This is a genomic window from Tabrizicola sp. (assembly GCF_051645465.1).
Lineage (GTDB): Bacteria > Pseudomonadota > Alphaproteobacteria > Rhodobacterales > Rhodobacteraceae > Tabrizicola.
In genome coordinates this window covers 1-25,585 of record NZ_JBOFBI010000224.1, presented here as the reverse complement: position 1 = coordinate 25,585, position 25,585 = coordinate 1, and the positions used below count along the sequence as shown (strand labels likewise).

Annotated in this window: 25 protein-coding genes and 1 riboswitch; of the genes, 11 read left to right on the top strand and 14 right to left on the bottom strand. The window is 64.6% G+C overall.

Going from position 1 to position 25,585, the window contains the following annotated elements; genetic code table 11:
- Nucleotides 1–58: 58 nt before the first annotated feature.
- Nucleotides 59–1,084 (bottom strand): substrate-binding domain-containing protein, encoded by a 1,026-nt coding sequence (locus ACRCSW_RS14935; protein WP_438706333.1) that lies wholly within the window; start codon nucleotides 1,082–1,084, stop codon nucleotides 59–61.
- 212 nt (nucleotides 1,085–1,296) lie between these two features.
- On the opposite strand from ACRCSW_RS14935, the gene ACRCSW_RS14930 reads away from it, so the two are divergent.
- Entirely contained in the window at nucleotides 1,297–2,577 is a 1,281-nt protein-coding gene (locus ACRCSW_RS14930; RefSeq protein WP_438706332.1) for an ROK family protein, read from the top strand.
- Nucleotides 2,578–2,643: 66 nt separating this feature from the next.
- On the opposite strand, the gene ACRCSW_RS14925 is transcribed toward ACRCSW_RS14930, so the two are convergent.
- The 9 genes from ACRCSW_RS14925 to ACRCSW_RS14885 form a co-directional block, all read right to left on the bottom strand.
- Nucleotides 2,644–3,441, bottom strand: a complete 798-nt coding sequence (locus ACRCSW_RS14925) for a hypothetical protein (protein ID WP_438706330.1) — start codon at nucleotides 3,439–3,441, stop codon at nucleotides 2,644–2,646.
- A 159-nt stretch (nucleotides 3,442–3,600) separates the two neighbouring features.
- Complete coding sequence (locus ACRCSW_RS14920) at nucleotides 3,601–4,515, bottom strand: RDD family protein (protein ID WP_438706328.1); 915 nt, start codon at nucleotides 4,513–4,515, stop codon at nucleotides 3,601–3,603.
- On the bottom strand, nucleotides 4,512–5,510 hold the full coding sequence (locus ACRCSW_RS14915; RefSeq protein WP_438706326.1) for a stage II sporulation protein M: 999 nt from the start codon (nucleotides 5,508–5,510) through the stop codon (nucleotides 4,512–4,514). The genes ACRCSW_RS14920 and ACRCSW_RS14915 overlap by 4 nt, the downstream gene beginning before the upstream one ends.
- Nucleotides 5,510–6,700: a DUF58 domain-containing protein gene (locus tag ACRCSW_RS14910; protein ID WP_438706324.1), complete on the bottom strand. Its 1,191-nt coding sequence runs from the start codon at nucleotides 6,698–6,700 to the stop codon at nucleotides 5,510–5,512. Before ACRCSW_RS14910 ends, ACRCSW_RS14915 begins: the two co-directional genes overlap by 1 nt.
- An 89-nt stretch (nucleotides 6,701–6,789) precedes the next feature.
- Nucleotides 6,790–7,746 carry an AAA family ATPase gene (locus tag ACRCSW_RS14905; RefSeq protein WP_438706322.1) on the bottom strand — a complete coding sequence of 319 codons (957 nt, stop codon included), beginning with the start codon at nucleotides 7,744–7,746 and terminating at the stop codon, nucleotides 6,790–6,792.
- Nucleotides 7,736–9,040, bottom strand: coding sequence for a hypothetical protein (locus ACRCSW_RS14900; RefSeq protein ID WP_438706320.1), 1,305 nt, complete (start codon nucleotides 9,038–9,040; stop codon nucleotides 7,736–7,738). The genes ACRCSW_RS14905 and ACRCSW_RS14900 overlap by 11 nt, the downstream gene beginning before the upstream one ends.
- Nucleotides 9,037–9,669 (bottom strand): DUF4129 domain-containing protein, encoded by a 633-nt coding sequence (locus ACRCSW_RS14895; RefSeq protein ID WP_438706318.1) that lies wholly within the window; start codon nucleotides 9,667–9,669, stop codon nucleotides 9,037–9,039. The genes ACRCSW_RS14900 and ACRCSW_RS14895 overlap by 4 nt, the downstream gene beginning before the upstream one ends.
- 218 nt (nucleotides 9,670–9,887) lie before the next feature.
- Nucleotides 9,888–10,442: a hypothetical protein gene (locus ACRCSW_RS14890; protein ID WP_438706316.1), complete on the bottom strand. Its 555-nt coding sequence runs from the start codon at nucleotides 10,440–10,442 to the stop codon at nucleotides 9,888–9,890.
- A 104-nt stretch (nucleotides 10,443–10,546) separates the two neighbouring features.
- Nucleotides 10,547–11,386: an SDR family oxidoreductase gene (locus ACRCSW_RS14885; protein WP_438706315.1), complete on the bottom strand. Its 840-nt coding sequence runs from the start codon at nucleotides 11,384–11,386 to the stop codon at nucleotides 10,547–10,549.
- Nucleotides 11,387–11,508: 122 nt separating this feature from the next.
- Here ACRCSW_RS14885 and ACRCSW_RS14880 point away from each other — a divergent pair, with 122 nt between their 5' ends.
- From ACRCSW_RS14880 to ACRCSW_RS14870, 3 genes are all read left to right on the top strand, one after another.
- On the top strand, nucleotides 11,509–12,987 hold the full coding sequence (locus ACRCSW_RS14880; protein WP_438706313.1) for an AMP nucleosidase: 1,479 nt from the start codon (nucleotides 11,509–11,511) through the stop codon (nucleotides 12,985–12,987).
- Between the two features lie 169 nt (nucleotides 12,988–13,156).
- Nucleotides 13,157–13,444, top strand: coding sequence for an HU family DNA-binding protein (locus ACRCSW_RS14875; RefSeq protein WP_438706311.1), 288 nt, complete (start codon nucleotides 13,157–13,159; stop codon nucleotides 13,442–13,444).
- A gap of 69 nt (nucleotides 13,445–13,513) precedes the next feature.
- Entirely contained in the window at nucleotides 13,514–13,876 is a 363-nt protein-coding gene (locus tag ACRCSW_RS14870) for a VOC family protein (protein ID WP_438706309.1), read from the top strand.
- A 52-nt stretch (nucleotides 13,877–13,928) separates the two neighbouring features.
- On the opposite strand, the gene ACRCSW_RS14865 is transcribed toward ACRCSW_RS14870, so the two are convergent.
- Nucleotides 13,929–14,537 carry a glutathione S-transferase family protein gene (locus ACRCSW_RS14865; protein ID WP_438706307.1) on the bottom strand — a complete coding sequence of 203 codons (609 nt, stop codon included), beginning with the start codon at nucleotides 14,535–14,537 and terminating at the stop codon, nucleotides 13,929–13,931.
- Nucleotides 14,538–14,606: 69 nt separating this feature from the next.
- On the opposite strand from ACRCSW_RS14865, the gene ACRCSW_RS14860 reads away from it, so the two are divergent.
- The 7 genes from ACRCSW_RS14860 to ACRCSW_RS14830 all read left to right on the top strand — a co-directional run bounded on the left by ACRCSW_RS14860 (nucleotide 14,607) and on the right by ACRCSW_RS14830 (nucleotide 22,674).
- Nucleotides 14,607–15,311 carry a helix-turn-helix transcriptional regulator gene (locus ACRCSW_RS14860; RefSeq protein WP_438706305.1) on the top strand — a complete coding sequence of 235 codons (705 nt, stop codon included), beginning with the start codon at nucleotides 14,607–14,609 and terminating at the stop codon, nucleotides 15,309–15,311.
- Nucleotides 15,312–15,363: 52 nt separating this feature from the next.
- Entirely contained in the window at nucleotides 15,364–16,278 is a 915-nt protein-coding gene (locus tag ACRCSW_RS14855; protein ID WP_438706303.1) for a glycosyltransferase family 2 protein, read from the top strand.
- 21 nt (nucleotides 16,279–16,299) lie between these two features.
- Nucleotides 16,300–17,112 carry a hypothetical protein gene (locus ACRCSW_RS14850; protein WP_438706301.1) on the top strand — a complete coding sequence of 271 codons (813 nt, stop codon included), beginning with the start codon at nucleotides 16,300–16,302 and terminating at the stop codon, nucleotides 17,110–17,112.
- A complete protein-coding gene (locus ACRCSW_RS14845; protein WP_438706299.1) occupies nucleotides 17,109–18,899 on the top strand; it encodes a glycosyltransferase family 2 protein in 1,791 nt (596 codons plus the stop codon). The genes ACRCSW_RS14850 and ACRCSW_RS14845 overlap by 4 nt, the downstream gene beginning before the upstream one ends.
- Before the next feature lie 450 nt (nucleotides 18,900–19,349).
- A riboswitch (TPP riboswitch) is annotated at nucleotides 19,350–19,450 on the top strand.
- Between the two features lie 35 nt (nucleotides 19,451–19,485).
- Nucleotides 19,486–20,469: a thiamine ABC transporter substrate binding subunit gene (gene thiB / locus ACRCSW_RS14840; protein ID WP_438706297.1), complete on the top strand. Its 984-nt coding sequence runs from the start codon at nucleotides 19,486–19,488 to the stop codon at nucleotides 20,467–20,469.
- Nucleotides 20,445–21,989, top strand: coding sequence for a thiamine/thiamine pyrophosphate ABC transporter permease ThiP (locus tag ACRCSW_RS14835; RefSeq protein ID WP_438706295.1), 1,545 nt, complete (start codon nucleotides 20,445–20,447; stop codon nucleotides 21,987–21,989). Before thiB ends, ACRCSW_RS14835 begins: the two co-directional genes overlap by 25 nt.
- On the top strand, nucleotides 21,976–22,674 hold the full coding sequence (locus ACRCSW_RS14830; RefSeq protein WP_438706293.1) for a thiamine ABC transporter ATP-binding protein: 699 nt from the start codon (nucleotides 21,976–21,978) through the stop codon (nucleotides 22,672–22,674). Before ACRCSW_RS14835 ends, ACRCSW_RS14830 begins: the two co-directional genes overlap by 14 nt.
- 46 nt (nucleotides 22,675–22,720) lie before the next feature.
- Here ACRCSW_RS14830 and ACRCSW_RS14825 read toward each other — a convergent pair whose 3' ends face one another.
- Genes ACRCSW_RS14825 through petA form a run of 3 tightly spaced genes read right to left on the bottom strand, consistent with a single transcriptional unit; the run spans nucleotide 22,721 to nucleotide 25,456 of the window.
- On the bottom strand, nucleotides 22,721–23,509 hold the full coding sequence (locus ACRCSW_RS14825; RefSeq protein ID WP_438706291.1) for a cytochrome c1: 789 nt from the start codon (nucleotides 23,507–23,509) through the stop codon (nucleotides 22,721–22,723).
- 13 nt (nucleotides 23,510–23,522) lie between these two features.
- Nucleotides 23,523–24,845: a cytochrome b gene (petB, locus tag ACRCSW_RS14820; RefSeq protein ID WP_438706289.1), complete on the bottom strand. Its 1,323-nt coding sequence runs from the start codon at nucleotides 24,843–24,845 to the stop codon at nucleotides 23,523–23,525.
- Between the two features lie 11 nt (nucleotides 24,846–24,856).
- Nucleotides 24,857–25,456, bottom strand: a complete 600-nt coding sequence (gene petA / locus ACRCSW_RS14815; protein ID WP_438706287.1) for a ubiquinol-cytochrome c reductase iron-sulfur subunit — start codon at nucleotides 25,454–25,456, stop codon at nucleotides 24,857–24,859.
- Nucleotides 25,457–25,585 lie beyond the last annotated feature (129 nt).

The following is a 25,585-nucleotide window of genomic DNA, read 5'->3' as shown; positions in this document are numbered from 1 at the left end:
CTGCCTGGAAAGAGGTCCGGCGCCGTCTGGCGTGACGGCGCCGGTAGATCAGCCTAGATCACTGGCAGGCAGCGACGCCTTCCATGGCGCCTTCGCAGGCCTGCTCTTTGGTGATGTGGCCCGCGTCGATCGCCAGGTTCAGCGTGTCCTTGGTGATCGGGGTCGGGTCCAGAAGGATCGCGTTCATTTCAACGCCCTTCTCGCCGCCCGAGAACTTGGTCGCGTTCGGGATCGCGTCCACTGCAGTGCCGTCAGCCATCATGCTGGCGATTTCGCCAGCGGCTTTGCCGAGGTCACGCGCGTTCTTCCAGACCGAAACGGTCTGCGTGCCGCGGGCAACCCGGTTGATCGCTGCAAGGTCGCCGTCCTGGCCACCCAGCGGAACGTTCAGGCCCTGAGCGGCCAAAGCAGCTGCCGCGCCGCCGGCCATGCCGTCGTTCTGCGAAAGAACGGCGTCAACGGCGTTGTTGTTGGCGGTCAGGATCTGCTCCATGTTCTTCTGGGCATTCTCCGGCTTCCAGCCATCGGTGTTGGCTTCGCCGACGATCACGATATCGCCTGCAGCAACAGCCGCGCCGATCACTTCTTCCATGCCCTGGCGCAGGAAGCCGGTGTTCGGGTCACCCGGGTCGCCCTTGATGATCGCGTAGTTGCCTTTGGGGACAACGGCGAACACCGATTCAGCGATGATCCGGCCCACGCCGACGTTGTCGAAGGTCAGGTAGAACGTGCGGTCGTCTTCGATCAGGCGGTCGTAGCCGACGACCGGGATGCCTTCGGCAGCGGCTTTCTCGATGGCCGGCCCGATGGCGTCCTTGTCCCAGGCGTTGATGATCAGGGCATCCACACCCTGCGCAATCAGCGCGTCGATGTCGCTGAGCTGCTTCTCAGCCGAAGACTGCGCGTCGGCCGAGATGTACTCGTTGCCAGCGGCTTCGATAGCGGCTTTCATTGCGGCTTCGTCGATCTTCCAGCGCTCTTCCTGGAACTGGGCCCACGAAACACCGATCTTCTTGCCTTCGGCCAGAGCCGCCGACGAAAAGCCAGTCACCGCCAGAACGGCGGCGAGAATTGCGTTACGCATAAGTATCCTCCCTTTGTGTCGGCCAGCAGATGGCCGGCCCGGCAGATTCGCCGGAACGGGCAAAAAATGCCGCCAATAATTTCAGTTGTCAAAATAAAACTTCGCGTCAAAGCTGGACGTGCTGAAGTTCTACCCTGGATTTCGCTGCCACGCAGCATTCTTCAGGCGACGGCGGGTTGGGCTGACGGGTTTTTTCTTCGGAGATCAAATAAATGGCGCCGAAGGCGATCCGGCCTGAACTAAGCGAGGGGCGCGGGGGTGTCGGACCCTTGATTCCGCCGTTGGCCGAATCGCAGCGGCCGTTGCGCCAGCAGGTCTTTGAACTGGTGCGGGCAGCCGGGCTGATGCCGCGGGTGCAGGTTGCCAAGGATCTCGGCGTCAGCCCGGCTTCGGTGACAACCATCGCGTCCGAGCTGATCGAAGCCGGCCTGATCGAAGAAGTCTCGGCCCCGCGTGACAGCGAGGCTGGCCGCGGTCGGCCTGCGGTGGCTCTGGGCGTCAGGGCCGAGGCGTATCTGGTCGCCGGGATGAAGCTTTCCGACCGCGAGCACACAGCGGTGATCGTCGATTTCGCGGGCAAGCTGATCGCCGACGACGTGATCCCCCGGCACCCCGGACCGATGTCGCTGCCCGATATCCTGGAGGCGATCGAGACGCTGCTGCACCGGGTCTGTGCCAAGGCGGGTGTCGAGCGGTCGCAGCTTTCGGCACTGGGCGTCGGTGTGCCCGGCTTTGTCGACTCTGCCGAAGGCATGGTCTTCTGGTCGTCGGTACTTGCCGAACGGAGCGTACCACTCGCCGCCGCCGCGACCGCGCGTCTGGGTCTGCCCGCCTATGTCGACAACGACGCGAATCTTGTCGCGCTGGCCGAGCTTTGGTTCGGCGCCGGGCGCGGCCTTTCGGACTTTGCGGTTGTCACCATCGAGCATGGCGTCGGCATGGGCTTTGTGATGAACCACCGCATCTACCGCGGCGCGCAGCGCGTCGGGATGGAGCTTGGGCACATGAAGGTCCAGCTCGACGGTGCGCTTTGCCGTTGCGGCCAGCGCGGGTGTCTTGAGGCCTACATCGCGGACTATGCCCTGGCGCGTGAGGCGTCGACGGCGCTGAACTGGGGCCACAAGGAAAGCCAGCCGATCAACGTGCTTCTCGAAAGCCTCTACGACCATGCCAAGGCGGGGAATGCGACCGCCAAGTCGATCTTCCGCCGAGCCGGTCGCTATCTGGCGGTCGGTCTGTCGAATGTCGTGAACCTCTTCGACCCGTCGCTGATCATCCTGTCGGGCGAGCGGATGCGGTATGACTATCTCTACGCCGCCGAGACGCTGGCCGAGATGGACAACCTTTCGATCAATACCGGCCGCCCCCGCCCGCCGATAGAAATCCACGCCTGGGGCGACCTCCTCTGGGCGCATGGCGCTGCGGCGCTGGCCCTGTCCGAAGTGAGCGAAGCGATCCTGTCGTCCCAAAGCCGCGACATCGCGGCACAGTAGGCGCGGGGTCCCGAGCCCCCCAGACAGGAACACCCTGCGGATCGCCCGCAGGGTGCTTCTTTCAGATCAGTCGAAAACCGCCGCGATATCGCGCACGCTGGCGCCTTCCTTGATCTCGCGCAGGCGAGCGTAGATCAGAGCAACGGCAATGCTGCCGAGCCCAAGGCCGATGGCGGCCAGTGCTGATATCAGGACAATGGAAACAACCACAGCACCAAAGCCGGCACCCATCGAGATGACGAGCATACCACCGATCCACTGTGCGACATAGTTTATCACGGCGCCGATAATGCCTACCAAAATGAGCGCACCAAGGACTGGCCAGCGGTACTCTTTGGTGAGTTCGGCGCTGCGACCGAGACCGCTGAACCCAACCTTTTCAATTACAACAGCGGGCGACATCATTGAGAAGACGGCATATATCCAAAGGCCTGGAACGACCAGCGCCATCAAGCCAACTGCCATCACAAGTCCCCCGGCAATACCCAGGATTGCGATCGGCACGATAGCAGCAATAGCCGGACCAAAATAGCTCGCCAACCTCAGCGGACGTTCAAGTTTCGCGTCATACGCCAACTGAACTAGAAGGGCGGTAGCCAGACCGTAGACCACCAACTGCACAACGATCATTAGCAGGGTTGGGACAAGGATGGCACTGACGCTCGCATTCCCGGGGTCAGCCGTGACGCCAAGTACTCCCTGACGGATCAGAGCAACGCTGATGAGGTTGCCAATCAGGGTTGGCACAAACGCAAGAAGCACGACAGGCAGGAAGTGTCGCATGAGAATCGAGAAACTTTCGCTGACGACGGCGCCTACACCTAGCGGCGCGCCGGTCTGTGGAGTGGAGGAGGAGTAGCTCATCGTTGTTCCCTTTCTGCTCAGGTTTCGTCGTTGAATTTCCTTATGCCCGGTTCGGCGTCTGTCGACGCCAACCTCACGGGTGCGTGATGACAGAGAAGGTCAAAGTCAGCTTGGTTTCAAGTCAGGCAACAGCGACCTTGGAGGCTTGTGGCAAAATGCTCACGCCGGGGGCTCTAGTCTGGCATGATGCTTGTCGGCGCGCCGGTCGCCGAAAAGCTGGCGTTGTTCAAGGTGGGCGCGCTGGGCGGTGTAGAACGCCTTCAGGAACGCCGGTTGATCCTCGGGCGGCACAGGATCAGCGTATCCGATCTTGCGGCGGATCTTCTCGATGATCTCGGCCTGGGTCTTGCGGTGGTTGGCGTAAGCGGCGGGCGACATCTGCCGCTCTTCGGCACGGAGAAGCCCTTCCAGCGTCTGCAGCTCGAACGCGCCGTAATGGTCAAGCTGGTGGGCCAGGAAGGTGATCTTGGCTCCGGCCTGGCGGATGACGGGCGCATCGCGGGCCAGGTCTTTCAGGAGAACCGGCTGCGGCAGGTGGATAACGTGGGTTCCCGCCAGAATGTCGCCCAGCCGCTGCCGGTAGGGGCTGAGAAGGGGGATGAGGAAAGCCATCACTACCCAGGCCGAGGCGGCGAGTGAGGCTATGGGTGCCGCTGCATCAAGTGTCAGAAGCAGCGTCCCGGGCAGGAAGATCTCGGCCTCTTTCATCAGGTTGCGAAGGACTATGGCGTGGGTCGTAAGCGACCGGCCATCATGCGAGACGACCTTGATCTTCATCAGTCGTTTGCCCAGCGTCTGGCCGTTCCAGATCAGCTCTGTCACGATGTAATAGGGAACGCGGGTCACGAAGAAGAGCATCGAACCGATGGCAAGCAGCGTTTGCGGTTCGACAAGCTCCAGCAGGCTCAGGATGATCAGGATACAGCCAGAGGCCACCACGGTGATCAGAACATCGGTGATCTGCGCGGCAAGCCGGACACCGATGCCCGCGATGCGCAGCGTCAGGGGCACGCCTTCCGGTGACATGACCGTATCCGGTGACGGGCGGTCCCTGCGGCTGCGAAACAGCTTCATGCCTGCCTCCGCCCGGCCAGAAGCGCCCAGGCCAGCCACAGCAGGCCGACACCCCAGCCGATGGCATAGCGGGTGCCCATGTCCTGCACCAGCTGGCGCAGGAAACCTTCCAGAAGTGCGGCCACGACCAGCATCACAGCCGCGACCAGCGCCAGCTTCACCGCGTCGCGCCCGGCCAGCTGCAACGCCACGCGCCAGGTGTTCTGGCCGGGGAAAAGGATCGCCGCGCCCAGCTTCACCCCGCCACCGCAGGCGATGCAGATCGCTGTGAGTTCCGTCACCCCGTGGACAGACAGCCAGCCGCCAAGGTCCCACCCAAGCCCGCGGTCGACATGCAGCGCCATGAACGCACCAAGGATGAGGCCGTTGTAGAAGGTCAGAAGGATGGCGGGCGCGCACAGAAAGACGCCAAGCCCGAAGATGAAGATCGCGATGCGCGTGTTGTGCGAAAAGAGGAACGTCGCAAATGCACCCAGTCCTGAATGGTCAGGATCGGAATCATAGATGACTGACCTCAAGTACCCGGTCGTGGCTTCTGGCGAGCGGCCGTCGGCCAGGTCGGATGGCATGAAGACGAAGAACCATGCCTCGTTCTCGTTGTAGAGCAGGTAGCCGGTCAGGGCGCCCAGACCCATGCAGAGAACCCCGATCACGATAAAGACCCACGACCGTCGCAAGGCCTGGGGGGCAGACGCGGTGAAGAACCGGCTGATGAGGCCGCCCACGCGCTCCTGCGGGGCATAGACACTCAGGTAGGCGCGCGCGGTCAGCGCTTCCAGGTACTCGAGAAGTGCGCGGTCAAGCGAGATTTCGCGGGCGATGGCAAGCGACGTCGTGGCGCGGCGGTAACCTGCTGCCAGATCGCGGGCGGCAGAAAACTCCATCCGGTGCAGGCCGCGCCGCTCGGCCTCGGTCACCAGCGTTTCAAGCATCTGCCAGTCCGCCTCACGTTCGGCGCGGAACCGGGCAGAGCGGAGGAGGCTGGTCTGGTCCATCAGATCAGGTCCTTGGCCTTGATGTCGAGATAGGTCGAGATGAGCCTGGCCGTCACCGCGTTGGGCTTTGCGTCCACGATAGTGACCCCCAGCCGCACCAGCCGTTCCAGCACACGGCGGCGATCCTGCACCCATTGGTTGGCGGCAACCAGCGTGGCCACCCCGTCCAGATCATCCGGAGAGCGTTCGACCACGGCTTCCAGCTCGGGGTCGCGGATGGTGACGAAGACCACCAGATGCCGCCGGGCGAGGATGCCGATGTTTTCGATCATCAGTTCGGCCGAGGTTGTGTCGACGAAATCGGTGAAGATGATGATCAGGCTGCGTTTCGGGGTTCGGGCGTTCAGCTCGGTCAAGGCGAGGGTGTGGTTCGTCTCACGCCCGACATAGGCAAGGTCGGCGGTCCAGCTTCGCAGGCGCGCAAAGGCAGTGCGACCGGGCCGCGGGGCGACAAAGGTGCGCGGTCGCACGTCGTAGGCAAAGTAGCCCACCAGATCGCCGCCGACCGCCGCCGCCCAGGCCACCGCAAGCGCCGCCGTGGTCGCGTGGTCGATCTTCGGCAGACCGGCGATGTCTTCGCGCATGAGGTACCCGGTGTCGAGCGCCAGGATGACATGGTGGTTCCGCTCGGCCTGCAACTCCCGCGCCACAAGCGAGCGGCGGCGGGCGGAAGCTTTCCAGTCGATGGTCTTCACGTCCATCCCACGGACAAATTCGCGCAGCTGGTGGAACTCCGACCCCTCGCCGATGGCCCGGTTTTCCTTCACCCCATAAAGCGTCGACATGACAGTCGTCGTGATCTGCCCCGATTGCACCGGGCGGATGTTCGGGACGACCCGCACCTCCAGCTTGACGGGCAGCCGGGGCGTGAACTCGAACAGTTTCAGCCGGGACGGCCATAGGAGCCAAAGCTGCGACAGGCTCCACACCCCCCGCCGAACTGCACGGCAGGGAACGGTTGCCGTATCCCCCGAGAATCCGGTCTCCGTGGGGCCAGACAACCCTTCCGGCCAGTCGAACCGTGCTATCAGGCCCAGGGGGGCAGGGGTCACCTTCAGTTTCAGAAGCACCGTCTCTCCGACGAAGACCTCGGGTGCCATATCCAGCACCACCGCCTTGCGCCCGCTTAGCGACAGAAGGACATCGATCCCCGCCAAAGCGACAAGCACGATCCAAGGGGCCAGCGCCAACTCACGCGAAACGCCTCCCAAGAGGCCAGCAGCCAGCGAAGCCACAAGTGCCGCGGCTGCCGCCTTGATCAGTCTGGGGGCCGGACGGATCAGCGCGGGGCCTCGATCTGGTTGAGGATGTTTTCCAGGACCTGCACCGAATCCCGCCCTTCGATCTCGGCGGCGGGGCCAAGCACGATACGGTGGCGGAGCGCTGGCACGAAAAGGCGCTTCACGTCGTCAGGGATGGCATAGTCGCGCCCGCTGAGGGCCGCCAGCGCACGGGCGGCCCGGGCAACGGCATCGGCTGCGCGAGTAGAGGCGCCATGCGAAATCTCGGGGTTTGTCCGTGTCGCGCGGACCAGCCGCAGGATATAGGCCAGGATGTCGTCCTTCAGGATGATCCCGTCGATCAGCGCCCTGCTTTCCGCCAGCGCTGCTGCATCGACGACCTTTGCAAGCCCTGCCGTCTCCAGCCCCGCCTCGATCGGCTGCGCGGCGTGCTGCTGCAGGATCGCCATTTCCACCGTCTCGGGCGGAAACTCGATCCCGAGCTTGAAAAGGAACCGGTCGAGCTGCGCTTCCGGCAAGGGATAGGTGCCCTGCTGCTCGATCGGGTTCTGCGTCGCAATGACGATGAAATCGCTGCCAAGCGAGTGGTCCGTGCCGTCGATGCTGACCATGCGTTCGTTCATCGCCTGCAGAAGCGCCGCCTGAGTCTTCGGCGGCGCGCGGTTGATCTCGTCGGCCAGAAGCACCTGGCTGAAGACCGGGCCCTTGGTCAGCACGAAAGCGTTGGTCTGGAAGTTGAAGATCGACGTGCCAAGGATGTCGCCCGGCATCAGATCGGGCGTGAACTGCACACGCCCGAAGTCCAGCGCCAGGGCGGCGGCGAAGCTGCGGGCCAGCAGGGTCTTCGCCGTGCCGGGCGGTCCTTCCAGCAGAACATGGCCCCGCGCGAAGAGGGCAACCAGCAGAAAGTCCACCGCATCTTCCTGACCAAGGACAGTGCGGCCGATCTCGGTCCGAAGCGCATCGGCGCGTTCGCGCAGGGTATCAAGTGTCATTCGCAATCAGCTCCAGGATCTGTTCAAGGTCTTCGACATGGTGGATCGCCGCCGTCGCGGATATCGTCGCGGGCAGGGCGTGCAGCCGGGCCAGCGCCGCCTCCAGCCGGTCGGCCAGGTCTTTCCTGCGGCGTGCGACAAAGCGCACGAAGGCGTGTTCCTCGCCGATCTGCCGGGCATGCCCCGGCCCGACCAGCCGTGCCGCCGTAGCCGCAATCCGTGCGTGGGCATAGTCGCCCATCATCGCGCCGTCCTGCCCCGTAAGCCGCATCAGCCGCGCGCGAGCCTGTATCGCCTGCATCTTTCCGGTCCCGGCATCAGCGACGTGCGCCACCGGCCCCGCGCGCCGAAGCGACCGCCAGAGGACCAGCGCCAACATCATCCCGGCCCCCAGCCACAACGCCAGGAACGGCGGTTCGAAGAAGCGCAGAAGATCGGCCCAGGTGCGGTCGCGCTGAATGGGTTCGTCGGTAGAAAAGAACCAGTTGTCGCGGCTGTAGTCGATCAAGACAGTGCCATCCCCCGCGACCCCGGCCAGAAAATCCCGCGCGATGGCGGCGTTCTGGCCCAGCCGCAGCCCGTGATTGTTCAGAAGATCAGGGTCCGACAGGACAAACACCGTCTCATAAGACCCGGCAACCGGACAGGACGCCAGCAGCGTCTCTCGCCCCGAACCGATGATCGGGTCGCATCCTGTGCTGTCAAAGAGCTGGGCCGCGTAGATCTCCGCCCTAAGCTCCGCCCCTGTCGCATCCTGGTAGGGCAAAGCGGTAAAGACCTGCCGGCTGTAGTTCACCCTGATCGACTGCTCGCCCGTCAGGTACTGCAAGATGCCATCAAGCCGATCACGCTCGACCAGAAGGGCAGGGTGCGCAAGGCCTGTCAGCCGCATGCCGCTCCGCCATTTCGGCAGGACGATCAGGGTCGGCGCCTGCTCCACCTTGTCGAAGATCGAGTACCAGTCCAGATCGTTTTCGTCCTGCTGAAAGAGCAGTTCTTCCTTCGTCCGAGCGGGCTGAAGCTCCTGATCCGGATCGGTGTCATGCAACGGCAGCACCACAAGCCCGATCGAGACTGGATCGACAATCCACCCACCGGAAAAGGTCTGTGTGCTGACGTCCTCGGCGGTCAGCCACAGCTGCAGGCCGTCCAGACCCACGGGCGAGCTGCGAAGCTCCTGCTGGCGTTGCGACAGGACATAGGCAAGCCCCGCCATCGCCATCGCGAAGATGATCGCGAAGATGATGATCTCGACCCGGATCGGCGAGGCTGGGGGCGCGGAAGCATCACTCATGCTGAAGCCCCGGCCATCAGGGGGCGGATGGTCGCTACCTGCGCTTGAAACTCCGCCTCGGTCACATCGCGGTTGCCGAAAAGAACCTGCTCTCCTTTCATCACCAGACCACGCAGCGCGTCTAGGTGGGCCTGGGTCTTCGGGATGCGGCGGAGCGTGTCGCGCATCGTCCAGCTTGGCTGCAAAAGGACGCCGTTCGCCGTGACCGTCCGCGCCAGCGCTGCCTGCGCCAGCATCACCAGCGCGCGCCGCCGGTCTGCGGTTCCAAGAATCGCCTGCAGATCGGCCGGCGGCCCGGCCTTGGCCATCGCACCCCCACCGCCCGCCCGCCGTGCCCGCGCCGCGTTCTGCGCCTCGCCTTGCAGCGACAGGGTGAAGCCGCCCGCGAACCGCCGGACGAGCATCGCCAGACCGATCAGGACGGCGGTTGCAACCACGATCACCACAATCTGCACCGTCGAAAGCTGCTCGGCCTGCCCATCGGCACCTGGTTTCGGCGGAGGAACCGGGTCCTGTCCGGTCTCAAGCCGGGGCGCTGGCCCTCTCGGATCGAAGTACGCCACATCGGTCTGATTACTGCTGTAGCGCACGGATTCGAGATAGGCCTCACCTGACGGCCCGATCTCCAATGACTGTTGAACGGCCTCCTGGGCCGTCACCCCAGCTGGGGAAAGAAACAAGCACAGATAAAACGACGTAAGGACCAAACCGCGCATCAGTTCAACGATAGTTCAACGCGGTTGCTGCTGCAATCCAAGGCTGATCTCTGGTGATCGATTACACCACGGCCGCCGTTCAGTGCTATTGCGGCCCGCCTCGCCGATAAATCCGCGTGACGGGCTGCGCCTCAGGGGTTGGCCGTGCCCTCGGGAGTCACCTGTGTTGTAGGTTCCTCCACCGCGGCGCCCGGGGCGTCAACCTGCGCCTGCAACTCGGCGATCTGCCCGGTCAGGTCGGCCTTCTCGGCCTCCAGCGCGCTGATCTGCCCGTTCAGCGTCGACTTCTCGGCCTCAAGCGCACCGACCTGGTCGACCAGGGCCACCTTCTCTGCTTCGGCTGCGGACAAGAGCTCGCTGGCGGCAACAAGTTGCGCCTGCAGCGCCGTCACCTGGTCCGCCAGGGCGGTCTTCTCGGCTTCCACCGCTGCAACGGCCTCGGTCGACGCCTGGGCGGCAGCTTCGGTCGCAGCCTGAGCCGCTGCCTTGGTCGCAGCGTCAGTTTCGGCCTTCAGCTTCTCGACCTCGGCGGCCAAGGCGATCTTTTCCCCTTCCAGCGCCGCAACAGCCTCGGTCCGCGCTGCCAGATCGTTCCGCAAACCAGTGACTTGCCGCGAGCTTTGGTTCGCGAAGAAACCCAGTATCACCACCGCCGCCACAAGTATCCAGACCAAAAGGTTCCGCATCTTTTCCCCCCGTTTTCGGTTCCCTTGGCAATCTTCACCACAGCCCCCCGCACCGCACAACCCCCTCGCTCCGGGCAGCGGCAAGCCAGGACCGCAGGCCCCCGTCAGGTGCCTTCCGCACCAAGAAGCGCGGCAAGCCCCTGCGGATAGTCCGGATAAACCAGGCTCACCCCAAGCTCGCGCTTGATCCTGTCGTTCCGGACCCGCTTCGACTCGCTGTAGAAAGCGCGCTGCATGGGCGTCATTTCCGCCTCGTCAAACGGGACCTCGGGCGGGTCGGGCAGGCCAAGCAATCGCGCGGCATAAGACAGCACGTCCTCGGGCGGGGAGGGGTTGTCGTCGCAGACGTTATAGGCCGCACCCGGATTGGGCCGTCTGATTGAGCCCAGCAGCACCTGCGCGATGTCGTCGACATGGATGCGGCTGAAGATCTGGTTCGGCTTGATGATCCGCCGCGCTGTCCCGTCCCGCACCTTCTCGAACGGTCCCCGCCCCGGCCCATAGATACCTGCCAGCCGGAAGACATGCACGGGCAGGCCGGTCTCCAGCCACTGGCTTTCCGCCAGAACCCGCAGCTTCCCGCGTTCCGAGTTCGGGGTCAGGGGCGTCGTCTCATCGACCCAGCCGCCCTGATGATCGCCATAGACCCCCGTGGTCGACAGATACCCCACCCACTCGGCCCGCGACTGCGCGATCTCGGGCACAGCCTGCAGGAACGGGTCGCCTGCCACGTCCGGGGCCGCCGAGCACAGGATATGCGTCGCCCTCTCCAGCGCCTCGCCCAGATCGGCAGGCCAAAGCAGCGGCACCACCCCCTCGGCCCGAAAAGCCTCGGTCTTGGCTGGGTTCCGCGTCGTCCCGATGACACGCCAGCCCAGAGGCACCAAGAGCCGGGCAAGCGCACGGGCCGAATAGCCATGACCAAGGGACAGAAGCGTCGTCATGGGCCGGACTATCGGGGGCAGGAAGGGCAGGCGCAAGACCCGCCCGCCGCCCGTCACAATGCCTTCACTTGCAGTTCCGTCATGCTTTCGGCTTATATGCCGGATCAACTTCAGGACCGAAAATGCAGGACGACACCTTTTCCTCGACCCTTTGCCCCGACGCCCCCGAGCATGCGAGCTTCACCAACGCCGCCGATGCCGTCGACCGGCTTGAGGCGCTTTACAGCTCGGCCACCCGGTTCCTGTCGGGCGAATTCCTGAAGACCGTGGCAAAGGGCCATCCTGGCCGCAGGGTCCGGGCGTTCTACCCGGAAATCCGCCTGACGGTGACAAGCTTCGACAAGATCGACACCCGCCTGGCGTTTGGCCACGTCTCGGCGCCCGGCACCTTCACTACCACCGTCACCCGGCCGGACCTGTTCCGCCAGTACCTCATCCAGCAGATCGGCCTTCTGATCCGCAACCACGGCGTCGCGGTCGAGATCGGCCTTTCCGACACGCCGATGCCAGTCCATTTCGCTGTCGCGGGCAGCACGGTGGCGATCCCCCAGGAAGGGGTGATGGACTTCTCGCTCCGCGACGTGTTCGACGTGCCCGACCTTGTCACCACCAATGATGACATCGTGAACGGCGTGATGACGCGCTATGACGACGGCTCGGCGCCCCTCGCCCCCTTCACCGCGCAGCGCGTGGACTACTCGCTGGCCCGGCTTGCGCACTATACGGCGACCGACCCTGCGCACTTCCAGAACCACGTCCTCTTCACCAACTACCAGTTCTACGTCGATGAGTTCGAAGCTTACGCCCGCACCGTCCTGGGCAATGCGGCCTCCGGCTACACGGCCTTCGTTGCGACCGGAAACCAGGAGATCACCACGACTGACGGCGTCATCCGGCCCACCGACAAGATGCCGCAGATGCCGACCTACCACCTGAAGCGCGCCGACGGGAACGGGATCACCCTCGTCAACATCGGCGTCGGCCCGTCGAACGCCAAGACGGCCACCGACCACATCGCCGTCCTCCGCCCGCATGCCTGGCTCATGGTCGGGCACTGCGCGGGCCTCCGGAACAGCCAGTCGCTTGGCGACTTCGTCCTCGCCCATGCGTATCTCCGCGAAGACCACGTCCTCGACGCCGACCTGCCCATCTGGGTGCCGATCCCCGCGCTTGCCGAAATCCAGATCGCGCTGGAACAGGCCGTGGCCGACGTCACCCAGCTGGAAGGCTATGAGCTGAAGCGCATCATGCGGACCGGAACCGTCGCCACCATCGACAACCGCAACTGGGAACTGCGCGACCAGTCCGGCCCGGTGCGCCGCCTGTCGCAGTCCCGCGCGGTGGCGCTGGATATGGAAAGCGCCACCATCGCCGCCAACGGTTTCCGCTTCCGGGTGCCCTACGGGACGCTCCTCTGCGTTTCGGACAAACCGCTCCACGGCGAGCTGAAACTGCCCGGCATGGCGTCCGAGTTCTACAAGACCCAGGTCAGCCGCCACCTCCAGATCGGCATCCGCGCGATGGAGCGCCTTCGCGACACGCCTATCGAACGGCTCCACAGCCGGAAACTGCGCAGTTTTGAGGAGACTGCCTTCCTCTGACCCCGCAAAAAAGGCGCCAAATCCGCCGGTCTCACTGTTCAGGGGTTGATTTTGGCCCCTAAACCGTGTGTTTGGGCCGTGGCCCCGTTTCGGGGGTGGGACGCCCACATTTGACGGGCAAAAAAAACCATGCCGACAAGTCGTGCAATAACAAACGAAGGATGATCCAATGTCCAATCAGATGACCAAGACCCAACTGGTGGCCGCAGTGGCCGAAGTCATGGGCAGCGACAAGAAAACCGCTGGCGCCGCGCTGGACGCGATTGCCTCGGTCGTCGCGCGTGAAGTGGCCGGCGGTGGTGCCGTCACGATCCCCGGCCTGGGCAAGGTCGCCTGCAAAGCCCGCCCCGAGCGTATGGTCCGCAACCCTGCGACGGGCGAGCAGATGAAAAAGCCCGCCGACAAGCAGGTGAAATTCGCGATCGCGAAGGCTCTGAAGGACGTGGTCAACGGCTGAAGCTTTCGTCAGCCCCGGAATTGTGAGAGGGTCGCCCAAGGGGCGGCCCTTTTGCTTTGGAGGCGGGGAATGGCACGCGTCACCGGGATCGGCGGCATCTTCTTCCGGGCGGCGGACACCGCTGCGCTGAACGACTGGTACCGGACCCATCTTGGCATCACCCAGCCCGATGTTGCCGTCTGGATGCAAGAGGCCGGGCCGACGGTTTTCTCGCCCTTCTCGGCCACGACCGACTACTTCGCCGCCGACAAGCAATGGATGCTGAACCTGCGGGTGGAAGACCTACCCGGCCTTATTGCCCAACTGCAGGCCGCAGGCATCGCCGTGGAAACCCGCACGGACTGGGACGGCGACGGCACCTACGGCCACTTTGCCCGCATCCACGACCCGGAAGGAACCCCGATCGAGCTTTGGGAGCCGCCCGCGTCCTAAAGGCGCGGAAGCCCCCCGATTTTCGCAGAAAATCGGTGCTGCCAAGGCGGCGTCAAGCCGCCATCCGCGCAGCGTCAGCCGCAAGCACCTTTTGCCGCGCTGGGCGGGCCTTGCAGCGCTCGACCCAGTCGCGGATCAGCGGGTCATCCGGAACGGCATCGGGGAAGAAGGCGTAAGGCCCGTGCACCAGCAGATCCGCTGCCGAATAGTGCTCGCCCAGAAGCCACGGCCCCTTCGCCAGCGCCGCCCGCAGTCGCGCCGCCGCAGCCTTGTGGTCGCGGAACGTGGCCTCGATCCAGGGATGCGTGATCCCGGCCCCTTCGAAGATCATCACGGGCTCCAGTACCCCTTGATACCAGGTCAGCCAGCCGACGAATGCCCCCCACTCCGCCGTCCCGATCTTGGGCGACAGACCGCTGTCGGGGAACAGCGTCGTCAGGTGCAGGATGATCGCCGCGCGCTCGGTGATCACCAGGCCGTCATGCACCAGCGCGGGCACCTTGCCCTCGGGATGCGGGTTGGCCGGGTCTCGCCCGCCCGAGCCATCGACACGGGGGATCGTCACGATACGGACATCAAGCCAGTCGGCGATCCGCATCTCTTCGACCAGGGTCATGATCGCGGAAGACCGGCTTTCGGGGGAATGAAACAAGGTAAGCATATCGTTCTCCTTTGCTTTCCGATGCTTCCGGTTTACGCTTCTCCTCCTGTCAGAACCTGTCAGGATCAGATGCCCCGCGCCGATCGCCTTCTCCGCCTGCTCAGCGTCTTCCGGATGCTGCCCCAGCCGGTCACCGCCGCGCGTCTGGCCGAAGAGACCGGGGTCTCCGAACGCACGCTCTACCGTGACATCGACGCCCTGCGCGCCGCGGGTGCCCTGATCGACGGCGCGGCAGGGGCGGGCTACACCCTTACCGAAGACCCCGCCCTGCCGCCGCAGATGTTCACAAGGCTGGAGGTCGAAGCCCTGGTCCTCGGCCTCGCCGAAGTGACGATTTCGGGCGACCCGATGCTGGCGAAAGCCGCTGCCGAGGCGCAGGCCAAGATCATCGCCACCCTCCCCGACCGGGTGCAGCGCCACGCGATCCACGCCGTCACCCGCACTTACCGCTACGAGCGCCGCAAGCCCGCCCCGCCGCATCTGCAGCTTCTGCGTGAAGCCGCCTGGGACGAGCGCGCGGTTGACCTGACCTACCGCGACGTCTCTGGCCAGCTCACAGATAGGCGCATCTGGCCCCTCGGCACCGCGTTCCTCGACCGCGAAGTGATGTGCCTGGGCTTCTGCTGCCTCCGCCAGGACTTTCGCCGCTTCAAGGTGCTGGAGATGTCGAACGTCCGCCTCACCGACGAAAGCTTCCGCCCCCGCCGCGTCCCGCTGTTGCGCAGCTTCATCGACCAGCTGAGCGGGAACAGCCGCCAGACCGGGCCCGCTTGAAGTCGCGCAAAGCCGCGTGATACCGTCCCGCCGCACGCCGAAGGAAGGCCGAATGTCCGACGCCCCCGCCACGCTTGACCCGACAAAGCAGCCAGCCGGGGCCATGACGATGGTCTACAAGGACTACTACTTCCTTCAGCGCTGGGTCGACTACTACGGCCGCCAGTTCGGACGCGAGCATCTCTACATCCTCTCCCACGGCGGCGACCCTGAACACGACCGCATCTGCGAAGGCGCCAACGTCATCCGCCTGCCCCGCGACCCGACCATGTGGCGGATGGAGCGTCGGCGGTGGGGCATCAACACCCAGTTCTCCGCCGGGATGCTCCGCTACTACAACTGGTTCTTCGTCGGCGATGTCGACGAGGTGGTCATCGTCGATCCCGCCGTCGCCCCCGACCTCGTCACCTACCTCAGCCGCTACACCAATTCCAAAACCACACCCGCCTCGCTCTGCCCCTTCGGCATCGAGCTTGTCCACAACCCCGAAGCCGAGCCCGAACCGCTGGCTGATGATCAGCCCATCCTCTCCCGCCGCCGCGTCTTCCGAGCGAATGCCAACTACGCCAAGCCCTGCGTCCTCCGGAAGGAAACCGGCTTCACCATCGGCGGCCACGCCAACAGCCACCAGCCCCGCGTCCTCGACCCGCACATGTACCTGATCCACCTGCGGTTCTTCGACTACGACATGGTCACCGAACGCCTGGCGGGCCGCAAGGAAATGCGCACCACCATGGCCGGGGACCGCGACCTGAAGGACGTCGGCAAGGCCTGGAGCAAGGACCTGGAAAACTTCCTCGCCCTGTCGAAAGGCACCGCCGTCCGCGAAGACGCCGACCTCCCCGAGTTCCGCAAGAAGATGATCGAAGGCCAGCAGCACCTCCACGACGGCAAGATCACCTTCTTCGGCGGCGGTCGCACGAAAGAGCTGTACCGCCTCCCCGAACGCTTCGCTTCGGTCTTCTGACCCTGTATCAAAGGCTGCCCAATGAACCTGAACCGCCGCCCCGTCGCCTCGCTCTGGATTGGCGAAAGCCTGCACTACGTGAACCAGCTCTGCCTGAAATCGCACCTGGTCATGGGCCATCCCGTCACGCTCTACTGCACCGACACCGTCCGCAACGTCCCGAAAGGCGTCGAGGTCCGCCCCGCGACCGAGATCATGGACATCGACCGCGCCATCGTCGCCGAAACCTCCGCCTCGTTCCTCTCGAACGTCTTCCGCTACAAGATGATCGCCGCCACCGGCGCAATCTGGATCGACTGCGACGCCTATTGCCACAAACCCTTCCCCGAAGGGCAAGAGCATATCTACGCCGGCCACGGCATGCGCGGTGCGCTCAACTGCGGCGTCGTGGCAATGCCGAAGACCGGCAAGCTCATCGAAAGCCTCCTCGACTACTACGACAACCTGCCCGACTACCCCGCCTGGTGGGGTAACAAGCAAAAGCGCAAGATGGACAAGCTCCCCTCCTCGCTCCCCAAACCCGTCCGCATCTACCAGACCGAGCGCACCGCCTTCGGCCCCCAGGCTTTCACCCATTTCGCGACGAAAACCGGCGACATCGACAAAGCCATGACCGCCGACACGCTCTACCCCGTGCCCTTCCAGCTGAACGATGTCTTCTACGACCCCCACTCGAACGTCGAAGGCCACTTCACCGACAACACAATGTCGGTCCACATCTACACCAACGCCGCCCGCCCCTGGTGGCGCAAGAACCCAGCCTTGAAGGGCAGCTACATCGCCCGCATGTGCGAGAAGCTGGAAATCGACCCGACCGCCGCCCTCGAAGAATGAACTTCACCCGACAGACCAGCCCGCACGGGTCCCTGGTGGCGCTCTCCACCATGAAGGACGAAGGTCCCTTCGTGGTCGAATGGGTGGCCCACCACCTGGCCGTCGGCTTTACCGAGCTCATGGTCTACACCAACGACTGCTCCGACGGCACCGACACGCTTCTCAAACGGCTTCAGTCGCTCGACATCGGCGTCCACCACCGCGAAAACATCATGCCCGAGGGCGTGAAGCCCCACCCCTCCATGCTGAAGCTCGCAGCGGATGAAGAGCTGATCATCAACTCCGACTGGCTCCTCGTCCTCGACGCCGACGAATTCATGTGCGTGACCCACCCCTCAGGCACGCTCGACGGCCTCGTCACAGACCTGAACGCCATGAACGCCTCCGCTATGGTCCTGACCTGGCGCATCTTCGGCTCTTCCGGCGTCCGCGACTGGTCCCGCGCGCCGATCACCGACCAGTTCACCCGCGCCGCGCCCGAGTTCTGGAACAAGGGCTGGGGCACCAAGACCATGCTCAAGTTCGACCCGAAATACCTGCGGCTCGGCATGCACCGCCCGATCATCAAGTCGCAGCACAAGGAAACCGACTACCCCGACTCTGTCCTCTGGGTGAACGGCTCCGGCCGCCCGCTGGAAGACTGGTTCAAGTTCCGAGGCTGGCGCTCGATCCGCCGGACGGTCGGCTACGACTGGGCCCAGATCAACCACTACGCCATCAAGTCGATGGACGCTTACAGCTTGCGCAAATTCCGCGGCAACGCGAACCTGAAGAAGGACAAGTACAATTCCGACTACTGGTCGCTGCAGGACCGGAACGAGGTCGAAGACCTGCAGATCGCCCGCCACCGCGACCGCCGGGCCGCCATCATGGCCGAGCTTCTGAAGGACGACGAGGTCCGCCGCCTCCACGAAGCCGCCCATGCCCGGGCCGAGGCCAGGCTGGCCGAATACCGGCCCTCGCCGGAATACCAGGCCTATGTCCAGAACCTCATCGCCGCCTCCAACATCCCGATCAGCCAGGTCGTCGCCAAGCCCCCCAAGGCCCGCGACCCCGAGGCGGTGAAAGCCGTCCAGACCAAGCTTGAACAACGCCGCAACGCCCAGCCGAAAGAGGACCGCCGCACCCCGCCCCCGCCCGGCTGGGGCTCCCCTTTCGCCTCGCCCTATATCTCCGGCTCGGCCGACATTTCCGCCGATATCCCGCTGGAAGCGGTCGAGAACCAGACCCTGAAAATCCCGCTCGACCCCCGCATCTTCACCGCCGCGACGATGGAGGTCCTACAATCCGGCAAGTTCGAACGCCGCCACGCCCGCAACATCGCGGGCTTCCTGAACGGCTGCACCCGGCTTGTCGACCTCGACTGCGGCATCGGCTTCGTCGCCCTCCGCGCCAAGGCCGCAACGCCCGAGCTGCAGGTGACCCTCCACGAAGAACGCCCCGCACTGCAACTCTTCGCCCGCCGAATTGTGGCGCTGAACTTCCCCAATCCCGCAGGGATTTCCTACTCACAAACCACCCTGAACCCCGATGGTATCTGGTCCGGCCTCACGAAACTCCTGACCGACACCAGACCCGAAGTCATCCGCCTCTCCGGCCACCTCCTCCCGGCCGAGGCCTTCATGGCAGACAACCTCACCGGCGTCCGCCGCATCCTCGTCCCCTTCCTCGACCCGTCCGAAGTCACCGCCGCCCGCACCAAACTCGCCCCCGCGCTGGCCGCCCTGGGCTTCAGCGAAGACACCAACGGCGAGCCGAACGGCACCCTCTACTTCCGCCGCGAATAGCCCCCCACTCCCTCGTATTTGCTCTTTTCCCAATACTCCCGCGCGGAGCGCTCTTCACCCGAGCCGGTTGCGCGTTCTTCACGCGCAGAGGCGAGACAAAGAGTCTTCGCGGCGAAGCCGCTCAATTTCACAACCGTCCCGCATGCACCACCGTCTGATTGCCGGGACCGCCCGCACCACCAGCGCCTCCCTCCCCCTCCGATTCGCCAATGGTCTCACAACGCGGTTAACGGCGTTTCTCTCTACGCGAGTAGAGACGGAAAGAAGATGAAAGGAAGATGGAAAGAAGATCATTAACCTGTTCGAAAGGTCCAAGTTTAACACAGCGTTCTCAAAGACTTGATTGCCGTCATAAGCCGCCCCGCGAGGTGCCGCCTTTTTCTCGTTCATCTCCCCTTAACCCCGCCCACCGCCGCCTCCCTTGCACCCGCCGCAACTTCCCCTATGGTCACCTCCACCTCGGGGTGCCTGTCACACGGCTGAGATGCGAAAGCGAACCCGTCGAACCTGAACCGGATCATACCGGCGGAGGGAAGGTGCATGGGTTCTCCATCCCCGACCATTCCGTCGCATCATGGAGAAACTTATGCGTTTTCAACTCCTTGCTGCGGGCCTGACCACCATCGCCATCCCGGCCATGGCCGAAACGCCCGTCCTGACAGTCCTGACCTACGACAGCTTCACCTCCGAATGGGGCCCCGGCCCCGCCATCGAGAAGGCTTTCGAAGAAACCTGCGCCTGTGACCTGCAATTCGTCCCCGCAGGCGACGGCGCCGCCCTCCTCGCCCGCATCCAGCTCGAAGGTGCGGCCTCCGACGCCGACATCGTCCTCGGCCTCGACACCAGCCTCACCGCCGCAGGCACCGCCACGCAACTCTTTGCTCCGCATGGAAAAAATCCCACAACAACTCTCCCCGTCCCCTTCGAGGACCCGCTTTTCCTCCCCTTCGACTGGGGCTGGTTCGCCTTCGTCTACGACCGCACCAAACTCCCCGAACCCCCGAAAAGCTTCGAAGCCCTCGCCACCTCCGACCTGAAGATCGTCATCCAGGACCCCCGCTCCTCCACCCCCGGCCTCGGCCTGCTGCTCTGGGTAAAGGCTGCCTATGGTGGGCGAGCGCTGGACGTCTGGAGGAACCTCGCCGACAACATCGTCACCGTCACCCCCGGCTGGTCCGAAGCCTACGGCCTCTTCCTCGAAGGCGAGGCCGACATGGTCCTCAGCTACACCACCTCCCCCGCCTACCACCTGATCGCGGAACAGGACGACACCAAAGCTGCCGCCCTTTTCGACGAAGGCCACTACATGCAGATCGAAGTCGCCGGAAAACTGGCCGCCACCGACCAGCCCGAACTCGCCGACCAGTTCCTCGACTTCATGCTGACCGACGCCTTCCAATCGGTGATCCCAGAGACCAATTGGATGTACCCCGTGGTGACCCCAGCCGAAGGCCTACCGGCGGGCTTTGATGCCTTCCTGCCAGCGAAGTCGCTCTTGCTCACGCCTGTCGAAGCGGAGGAGGCCCGCGGTGCGGCCCTGCTCGAATGGCGCATCGCACTCGCCCGCTAAACCTCGCAGTACCAGCGTTGGCAGTCCTTCTGCTGGCGCTGGTCCTTGCCCCCCTCGCCGCCGTTGGCTGGCGGGGGGCAGGCCTGTCGCTGGGCCCCGCCGACTGGTCCGCCGTTCGCTTCTCCGTCACGCAAGCCCTTCTTTCCTCTCTCTTTTCCACCCTCCTCGCGATCCCCGTCGCCCGCGCCCTCGCCCGCCGCCGCTTCCCTGGCCGGGGCCTTCTCATCACCCTGATGGGCGCGCCCTTCCTACTGCCCGCCGTCGTCGCCGTCCTCGGCCTCCTCGCCATCTTCGGCCGCTCGGGCCTTCTCAACTCGGCACTCCAGGCCCTCAGCCTGCCGCCGATCTCGATCTACGGCCTCCACGGCGTTGTCCTCGCCCACATCTTCCTGAACCTCCCCCTCGCCACCCGCATGATCCTGCAAGGCTGGCTCGCCATCCCCGCTGAACGCATCCGTCTTGCCCAATCCCTCGGCTTCGGCCCGGCTGAAACCTTCCGCCATCTCGAAGCGCCGATGCTCCGCGAAGTGCTGCCAGGCGTCGCGCTGGTGATCATGGTCGTCTGCCTCACCAGCTTTGCCGTTGTCATCACCCTCGGCGGCGGCCCCAAGGCCACGACCATCGAACTGGCCATCTACCAGGCCGTCCGCTTCGAATTCGACCTCGGCCGCGCTGCGGCCCTCGCGGGAGTACAGGTCGCGGTCGGCGCCGTAGCGGCCCTCGCCGCGTGGACCTTCGCCCGCCCCGCAGGCTTTGGCGCGGGCCTCGACCGGGGCCTCCCGCTTTCCGCTCCCGGCGGCTGGAGGCGCGGGGCCGACAGCGTTGCCCTCCTGGCCGCAACCCTGTTCCTCACCCTGCCGCTGATCGCCGTCTTCCTTCGCGGTCTACCCGGCCTCGCCGACCTTCCGGCCTCAGTCCTGCCCGCTGCGAGCCGCTCAGTCCTTGTCGCGCTCACCTCGGCGGCACTAACGACAGGGATCGCCCTGACCCTCGCCCTCGCAGCCGCTTCCCGACCCCGCCCCCTGATCGAAGCCGCAGCGACGCTTCCCCTCGCCACCTCCGGCCTTGTCCTCGGCACCGGGCTTTTCCTGCTGATCCAACCCTTTACGACCCCGATGACCCTGGCACTTCCCATCACCATCCTGGTCAACTGCGCCCTCTCGCTCCCCTACCTCTACCGCATCCTCCTGCCCGAGACCCGCGCTCTCCACGCCGATTACGGCCGCCTCGCCGACAGCCTCTCCCTTACCGGCTGGCCGCGCCTCCGCTGGCTGGTCCTGCCCCGCCTTGCCCGCCCGCTGGGCTTTGGCGCCGGGGTGGCGGCCGCGCTTTCCATGGGCGACCTCGGCGTGATCGCCCTCTTCGCCGGTGAAAGCCAGGCGACCCTCCCCCTCGTCGTCGCGCAGCTGACCGGAGCCTACCGGATGGAGGCTGCCGCCTCTGCCGCGCTGATCCTTGTCACCCTCTCCTTCGCCCTCTTCTGGGCCTGCGATGCCGGAGGCCGCCGTGCTGCAGCTTGACCGCCTGATCATCACCCAAGACGCCTTCCGTCTGACCGCCGACTGGTCCGCCAGACCGGGCAGCCGTATCGCGATCATGGGCCCGTCCGGTGCCGGGAAGTCCACGCTTCTTTCGGTCGTCGCCGGGTTCTTCGCCCCGACCGAAGGCCGGATCCTGTGGAACGGAGACGATCTGACAGCGGTCCCGCCGGGAGAGCGGCCGGTGACCATCCTCTTCCAGGATCAGAACCTTTTTCCCCATCTCACGATCTTTCAGAACCTTGGCCTTGGTCTGCGCCCTGACCTGCGGCTTTCCCCCGACGATCGCGCCCGGATCGACGCTGCCCTGACACGTGTAGGCCTCTCCGACCTCGGTCCCCGCCGTCCGGCGCAGTTGTCCGGCGGCCAGGCAAGCCGCGCCGCGCTGGCAAGGGCTTTGTTGCAGGCCCGACCGATCCTGCTTCTGGACGAACCCTTCGCGGCGCTTGGTCCGGCACTACGGTCCGAGATGCTGGCACTTGTCCGCGAAGTCGCAGACGAAACCGGCGCGCTTGTGCTGATGGTCACCCATGATCCAGAAGACGCGAAGGCACTTGGTGGAGATACGGCTTTTGTGGCCGAGGGCGTCGTCCACCCTCCGGTCGAGACCGACCTGCTGCTGGCCAACCCTCCGCCCGCTGTGCAGGACTATCTGGGCCGGAAATGAAAAACCCCGCCGAAAGGCGGGGTCTTCCGTGTCGGTCGGCAGGGCATCAGGCCTGCTTGCGGCCCTTGATCCCGGCCCAGATGCGCTTGTTGGTCAGGTACAGAAGCGTCGATAGGATGATCAGGAAGATGACGCTGACGAAGCCCGCCTGCTTTCGCGCCATCAGGTTCGGCTCGGCTGCCCACATCAGGAACGACGCCACGTCCTCGGCCATGTGATGCACGGTGGCCGGGTGACCATCGGCATAGGTCACTTGATCATCTGTCATCGGTGGGGCCATCGCGATCCAGCCGCCGGGGAAGGCCTTGTTCTCATAGAAGAACGACCCGAACTCTTCTTTCTCCTCACCGGTATAGCCGGTCAGGATCGAGTAGATGTACTCCGGCCCGCCCATGCCGCGGAACAGCTGGTTCATGCCGGTCCCATAGGGCCCGTGGAACCCGGCGCGGGCTTTGGCCATCAGGGAAAGGTCCGGCGCGCCCGCCCCGGTGTTGGCCGGGAAGCTATCGGTCGGCAGCCCTTCGCGGTCTTCGCCGGTGTCCTTGTCGGTGACCGTGAACTGCTTGGCATAGGCCCGGACCTGATCTTCCGGAATACCAGGCCCGCCCCCATCCGACAGCGAGCGGATCGGGACGTATTTCAGCCCGTGGCAGCCCGAGCAAACCTCGGTGTAGACCTGCAGCCCGCGCTGCAGCTGGAACTGGTCGAACTTGCCGAACGGGCCTTCATGCGCAAAGGCCACATCCTCGACGTGACCTTCTTCGCCAGCGGCATGGACGCTGCCCACGGTCAGCAGCAGGGCCGATACGGCGGTGAGTGCGATTTTGCGGAACATGTTCAGTTTCCTCTCACTCAGCCGGATGCGCTTTGGCGCCGTAGTGGGCATTGAAGTCTTCCTCGATCGTCGCCGGCTGGGGCAGCGGTTTCTCGATCACGCCGAGTAGCGGCAGGATGATCAGGAAGTAGGCGAACCAGTAGGCCGAGGCGATCAGCGAGATCGTGGCATAGGGCTCTTCGGCAGGCATCGCGCCGCACCACATCAGCACGACAAAGTCGATGCACAGAAGCGCGAACCACCACTTGAACATCGGGCGATAGCGGCCCGACCGGACGGAAGAGGTGTCAAGCCAGGGTGCCAGCGCCATGACCGCGATTGCCCCGAACATCGCCAGTACGCCGAAGAACTTGGCGTCGATGATCCCGAACGAAAGCCAGTTGGCCGCGATCACCACCCAGACGTCGGCGGTGAAGGCGCGCAGGATCGCGTAGAACGGCAGGAAGTACCATTCCGGCACGATATGCGCAGGCGTCGAAAGCGGGTTCGCCTCGATGTAGTTGTCGGGGTGGCCCAGGTAGTTCGGCATGAAGCCGACGATGGCGAAGAACACCGCAAGGATCACGGCCAGGGCGAACAGGTCCTTGATCACGAAGTAGGGCCAGAACGGCAGGGTGTCGCGCTCGGCTTCTTCCTTCGATCCACGGCGAACCTCAACACCCGTGGGGTTGTTGTTGCCGGTGGTGTGGAAGGCCCAGATGTGGACGGCAACCAGCGCCGCGATCACGAACGGGAGGAGATAGTGAAGCGAGAAGAAGCGGTTCAGCGTGGCGTTGTCCACCGCCGGGCCGCCGAGCAGCCAGGTCTGGATCGTTTCGCCGATGCCCGGGATCGCGCCGAAAAGGCCGGTGATCACGGTCGCACCCCAGAACGACATCTGGCCCCAGGGCAGCACGTAGCCCATGAAGGCGGTGGCCATCATCAAGAGGTAGATGAGCATGCCGATGATCCAGGTGATCTCACGCGGGGCCTTGTAGCTGCCGTAGTAGAGGCCGCGGAAGATATGCAGATAGACGGCGAAGAAGAAGAGCGAGGCCCCGTTCATGTGCAGGTAGCGGATGAAGTATCCGCCGTTCACGTTGCGCATGATGTGCTCGATCGAGGCGAAGGCCATGTCGACATGCGGGGTGTAGTGCATCGCCAGGACGATCCCGGTGACGATCTGCAAGGCAAGGCAGAAGGTCAGCACGATGCCCCAGATCCACATCCAGTTAAGGTTGCGGGGGGTGGGGATCATGATGGTGTCGTAGAGGACGCCCATGATCGGCAGGCGCTTGTAAAGCCAGCGCTCACTGTTGGTCTTGGGTTCGTAATGGTCGTGCGGAATTCCGGCCATGATGCTGTTCCTCACCCAAGCTTGATTGTGCTGCCATCCACCCAGGAAACGGGCGGAATCGGAAGGTTCTCGGGCGCGGGTCCTTTGCGGATGCGCCCCGACAGATCATAGTGCGACCCGTGGCAGGGGCAGAACCAGCCGCCGAAGTCGCCGGCATTGCCCAACGGCACGCAGCCTAGATGGGTGCAGACGCCCATCTGCACGATCCAGGCCCCGGCGCCCTCGCCCTCGGGCGACGGGATCGTGCGGTTGCCATCGGTCGCCTCGGCGGTCGGATCGGTCAGGTTGACGTTGCGCGCCATCGGGTCGGGCAGGTTGCCTTGTGCCTCTGCGTCCTGCGACTGCGCCTTGGCGATCTCTTCGCCGGTCCGGTGGCGGATGAACACGGGCTTGCCCAGCCACTTCACCGTCAACTGCGTGCCCGGTTCGACCGCCGAAATGTCGACCAGGATCGAGGCCAGCGCACGGGTATCGGCCGAGGGATTCATCTGGTTGACCAGCGGCCAGACAGCGCCGCCAGCGGCCACCGCTCCGGCGCCTGCGGTTGCGTAGTACAGGAAATCCCGCCGAGTGCCTTCGCCGGTGCCTGCGTGATCGTCTACGTGGGACACGAGAACTTCTCCCCTTTCAGGCCAGTACGGTTGCCGGCCCATATGACTTGAGGGGCCATGGAAAACCATGCCCCGTCGGGGGCGTGTTTAGCCAAGGCTTTTGGCCTCGTCCAGCGGACAAAGCCGCGC

Bases quoted from the DNA above. Each gene is read 5' to 3' on its own strand.
- ACRCSW_RS14870 (WP_438706309.1), top strand. From the start codon at position 13,514: ATGGCACGCGTCACCGGGATCGGCGGCATCTTCTTCCGGGCGGCGGAC.
- ACRCSW_RS14925 (WP_438706330.1), bottom strand. From the start codon at position 3,441: ATGAGCTACTCCTCCTCCACTCCACAGACCGGCGCGCCGCTAGGTGTA.
- ACRCSW_RS14860 (WP_438706305.1), top strand. From the start codon at position 14,607: ATGCCCCGCGCCGATCGCCTTCTCCGCCTGCTCAGCGTCTTCCGGATG.
- ACRCSW_RS14825 (WP_438706291.1), bottom strand. From the start codon at position 23,509: ATGTTCCGCAAAATCGCACTCACCGCCGTATCGGCCCTGCTGCTGACC.
- ACRCSW_RS14935 (WP_438706333.1), bottom strand. From the start codon at position 1,084: ATGCGTAACGCAATTCTCGCCGCCGTTCTGGCGGTGACTGGCTTTTCG.
- ACRCSW_RS14890 (WP_438706316.1), bottom strand. From the start codon at position 10,442: ATGCGGAACCTTTTGGTCTGGATACTTGTGGCGGCGGTGGTGATACTG.
- ACRCSW_RS14885 (WP_438706315.1), bottom strand. From the start codon at position 11,386: ATGACGACGCTTCTGTCCCTTGGTCATGGCTATTCGGCCCGTGCGCTT.
- ACRCSW_RS14880 (WP_438706313.1), top strand. From the start codon at position 11,509: ATGCAGGACGACACCTTTTCCTCGACCCTTTGCCCCGACGCCCCCGAG.
- ACRCSW_RS14845 (WP_438706299.1), top strand. From the start codon at position 17,109: ATGAACTTCACCCGACAGACCAGCCCGCACGGGTCCCTGGTGGCGCTC.
- thiB (WP_438706297.1), top strand. From the start codon at position 19,486: ATGCGTTTTCAACTCCTTGCTGCGGGCCTGACCACCATCGCCATCCCG.
- ACRCSW_RS14835 (WP_438706295.1), top strand. From the start codon at position 20,445: ATGGCGCATCGCACTCGCCCGCTAAACCTCGCAGTACCAGCGTTGGCA.
- ACRCSW_RS14900 (WP_438706320.1), bottom strand. From the start codon at position 9,040: ATGAGTGATGCTTCCGCGCCCCCAGCCTCGCCGATCCGGGTCGAGATC.
- petB (WP_438706289.1), bottom strand. From the start codon at position 24,845: ATGGCCGGAATTCCGCACGACCATTACGAACCCAAGACCAACAGTGAG.
- ACRCSW_RS14915 (WP_438706326.1), bottom strand. From the start codon at position 5,510: ATGGACCAGACCAGCCTCCTCCGCTCTGCCCGGTTCCGCGCCGAACGT.
- ACRCSW_RS14905 (WP_438706322.1), bottom strand. From the start codon at position 7,746: ATGACACTTGATACCCTGCGCGAACGCGCCGATGCGCTTCGGACCGAG.
- ACRCSW_RS14875 (WP_438706311.1), top strand. From the start codon at position 13,157: ATGTCCAATCAGATGACCAAGACCCAACTGGTGGCCGCAGTGGCCGAA.
- ACRCSW_RS14855 (WP_438706303.1), top strand. From the start codon at position 15,364: ATGTCCGACGCCCCCGCCACGCTTGACCCGACAAAGCAGCCAGCCGGG.
- ACRCSW_RS14865 (WP_438706307.1), bottom strand. From the start codon at position 14,537: ATGCTTACCTTGTTTCATTCCCCCGAAAGCCGGTCTTCCGCGATCATG.
- ACRCSW_RS14920 (WP_438706328.1), bottom strand. From the start codon at position 4,515: ATGAAGCTGTTTCGCAGCCGCAGGGACCGCCCGTCACCGGATACGGTC.
- ACRCSW_RS14850 (WP_438706301.1), top strand. From the start codon at position 16,300: ATGAACCTGAACCGCCGCCCCGTCGCCTCGCTCTGGATTGGCGAAAGC.
- ACRCSW_RS14930 (WP_438706332.1), top strand. From the start codon at position 1,297: ATGGCGCCGAAGGCGATCCGGCCTGAACTAAGCGAGGGGCGCGGGGGT.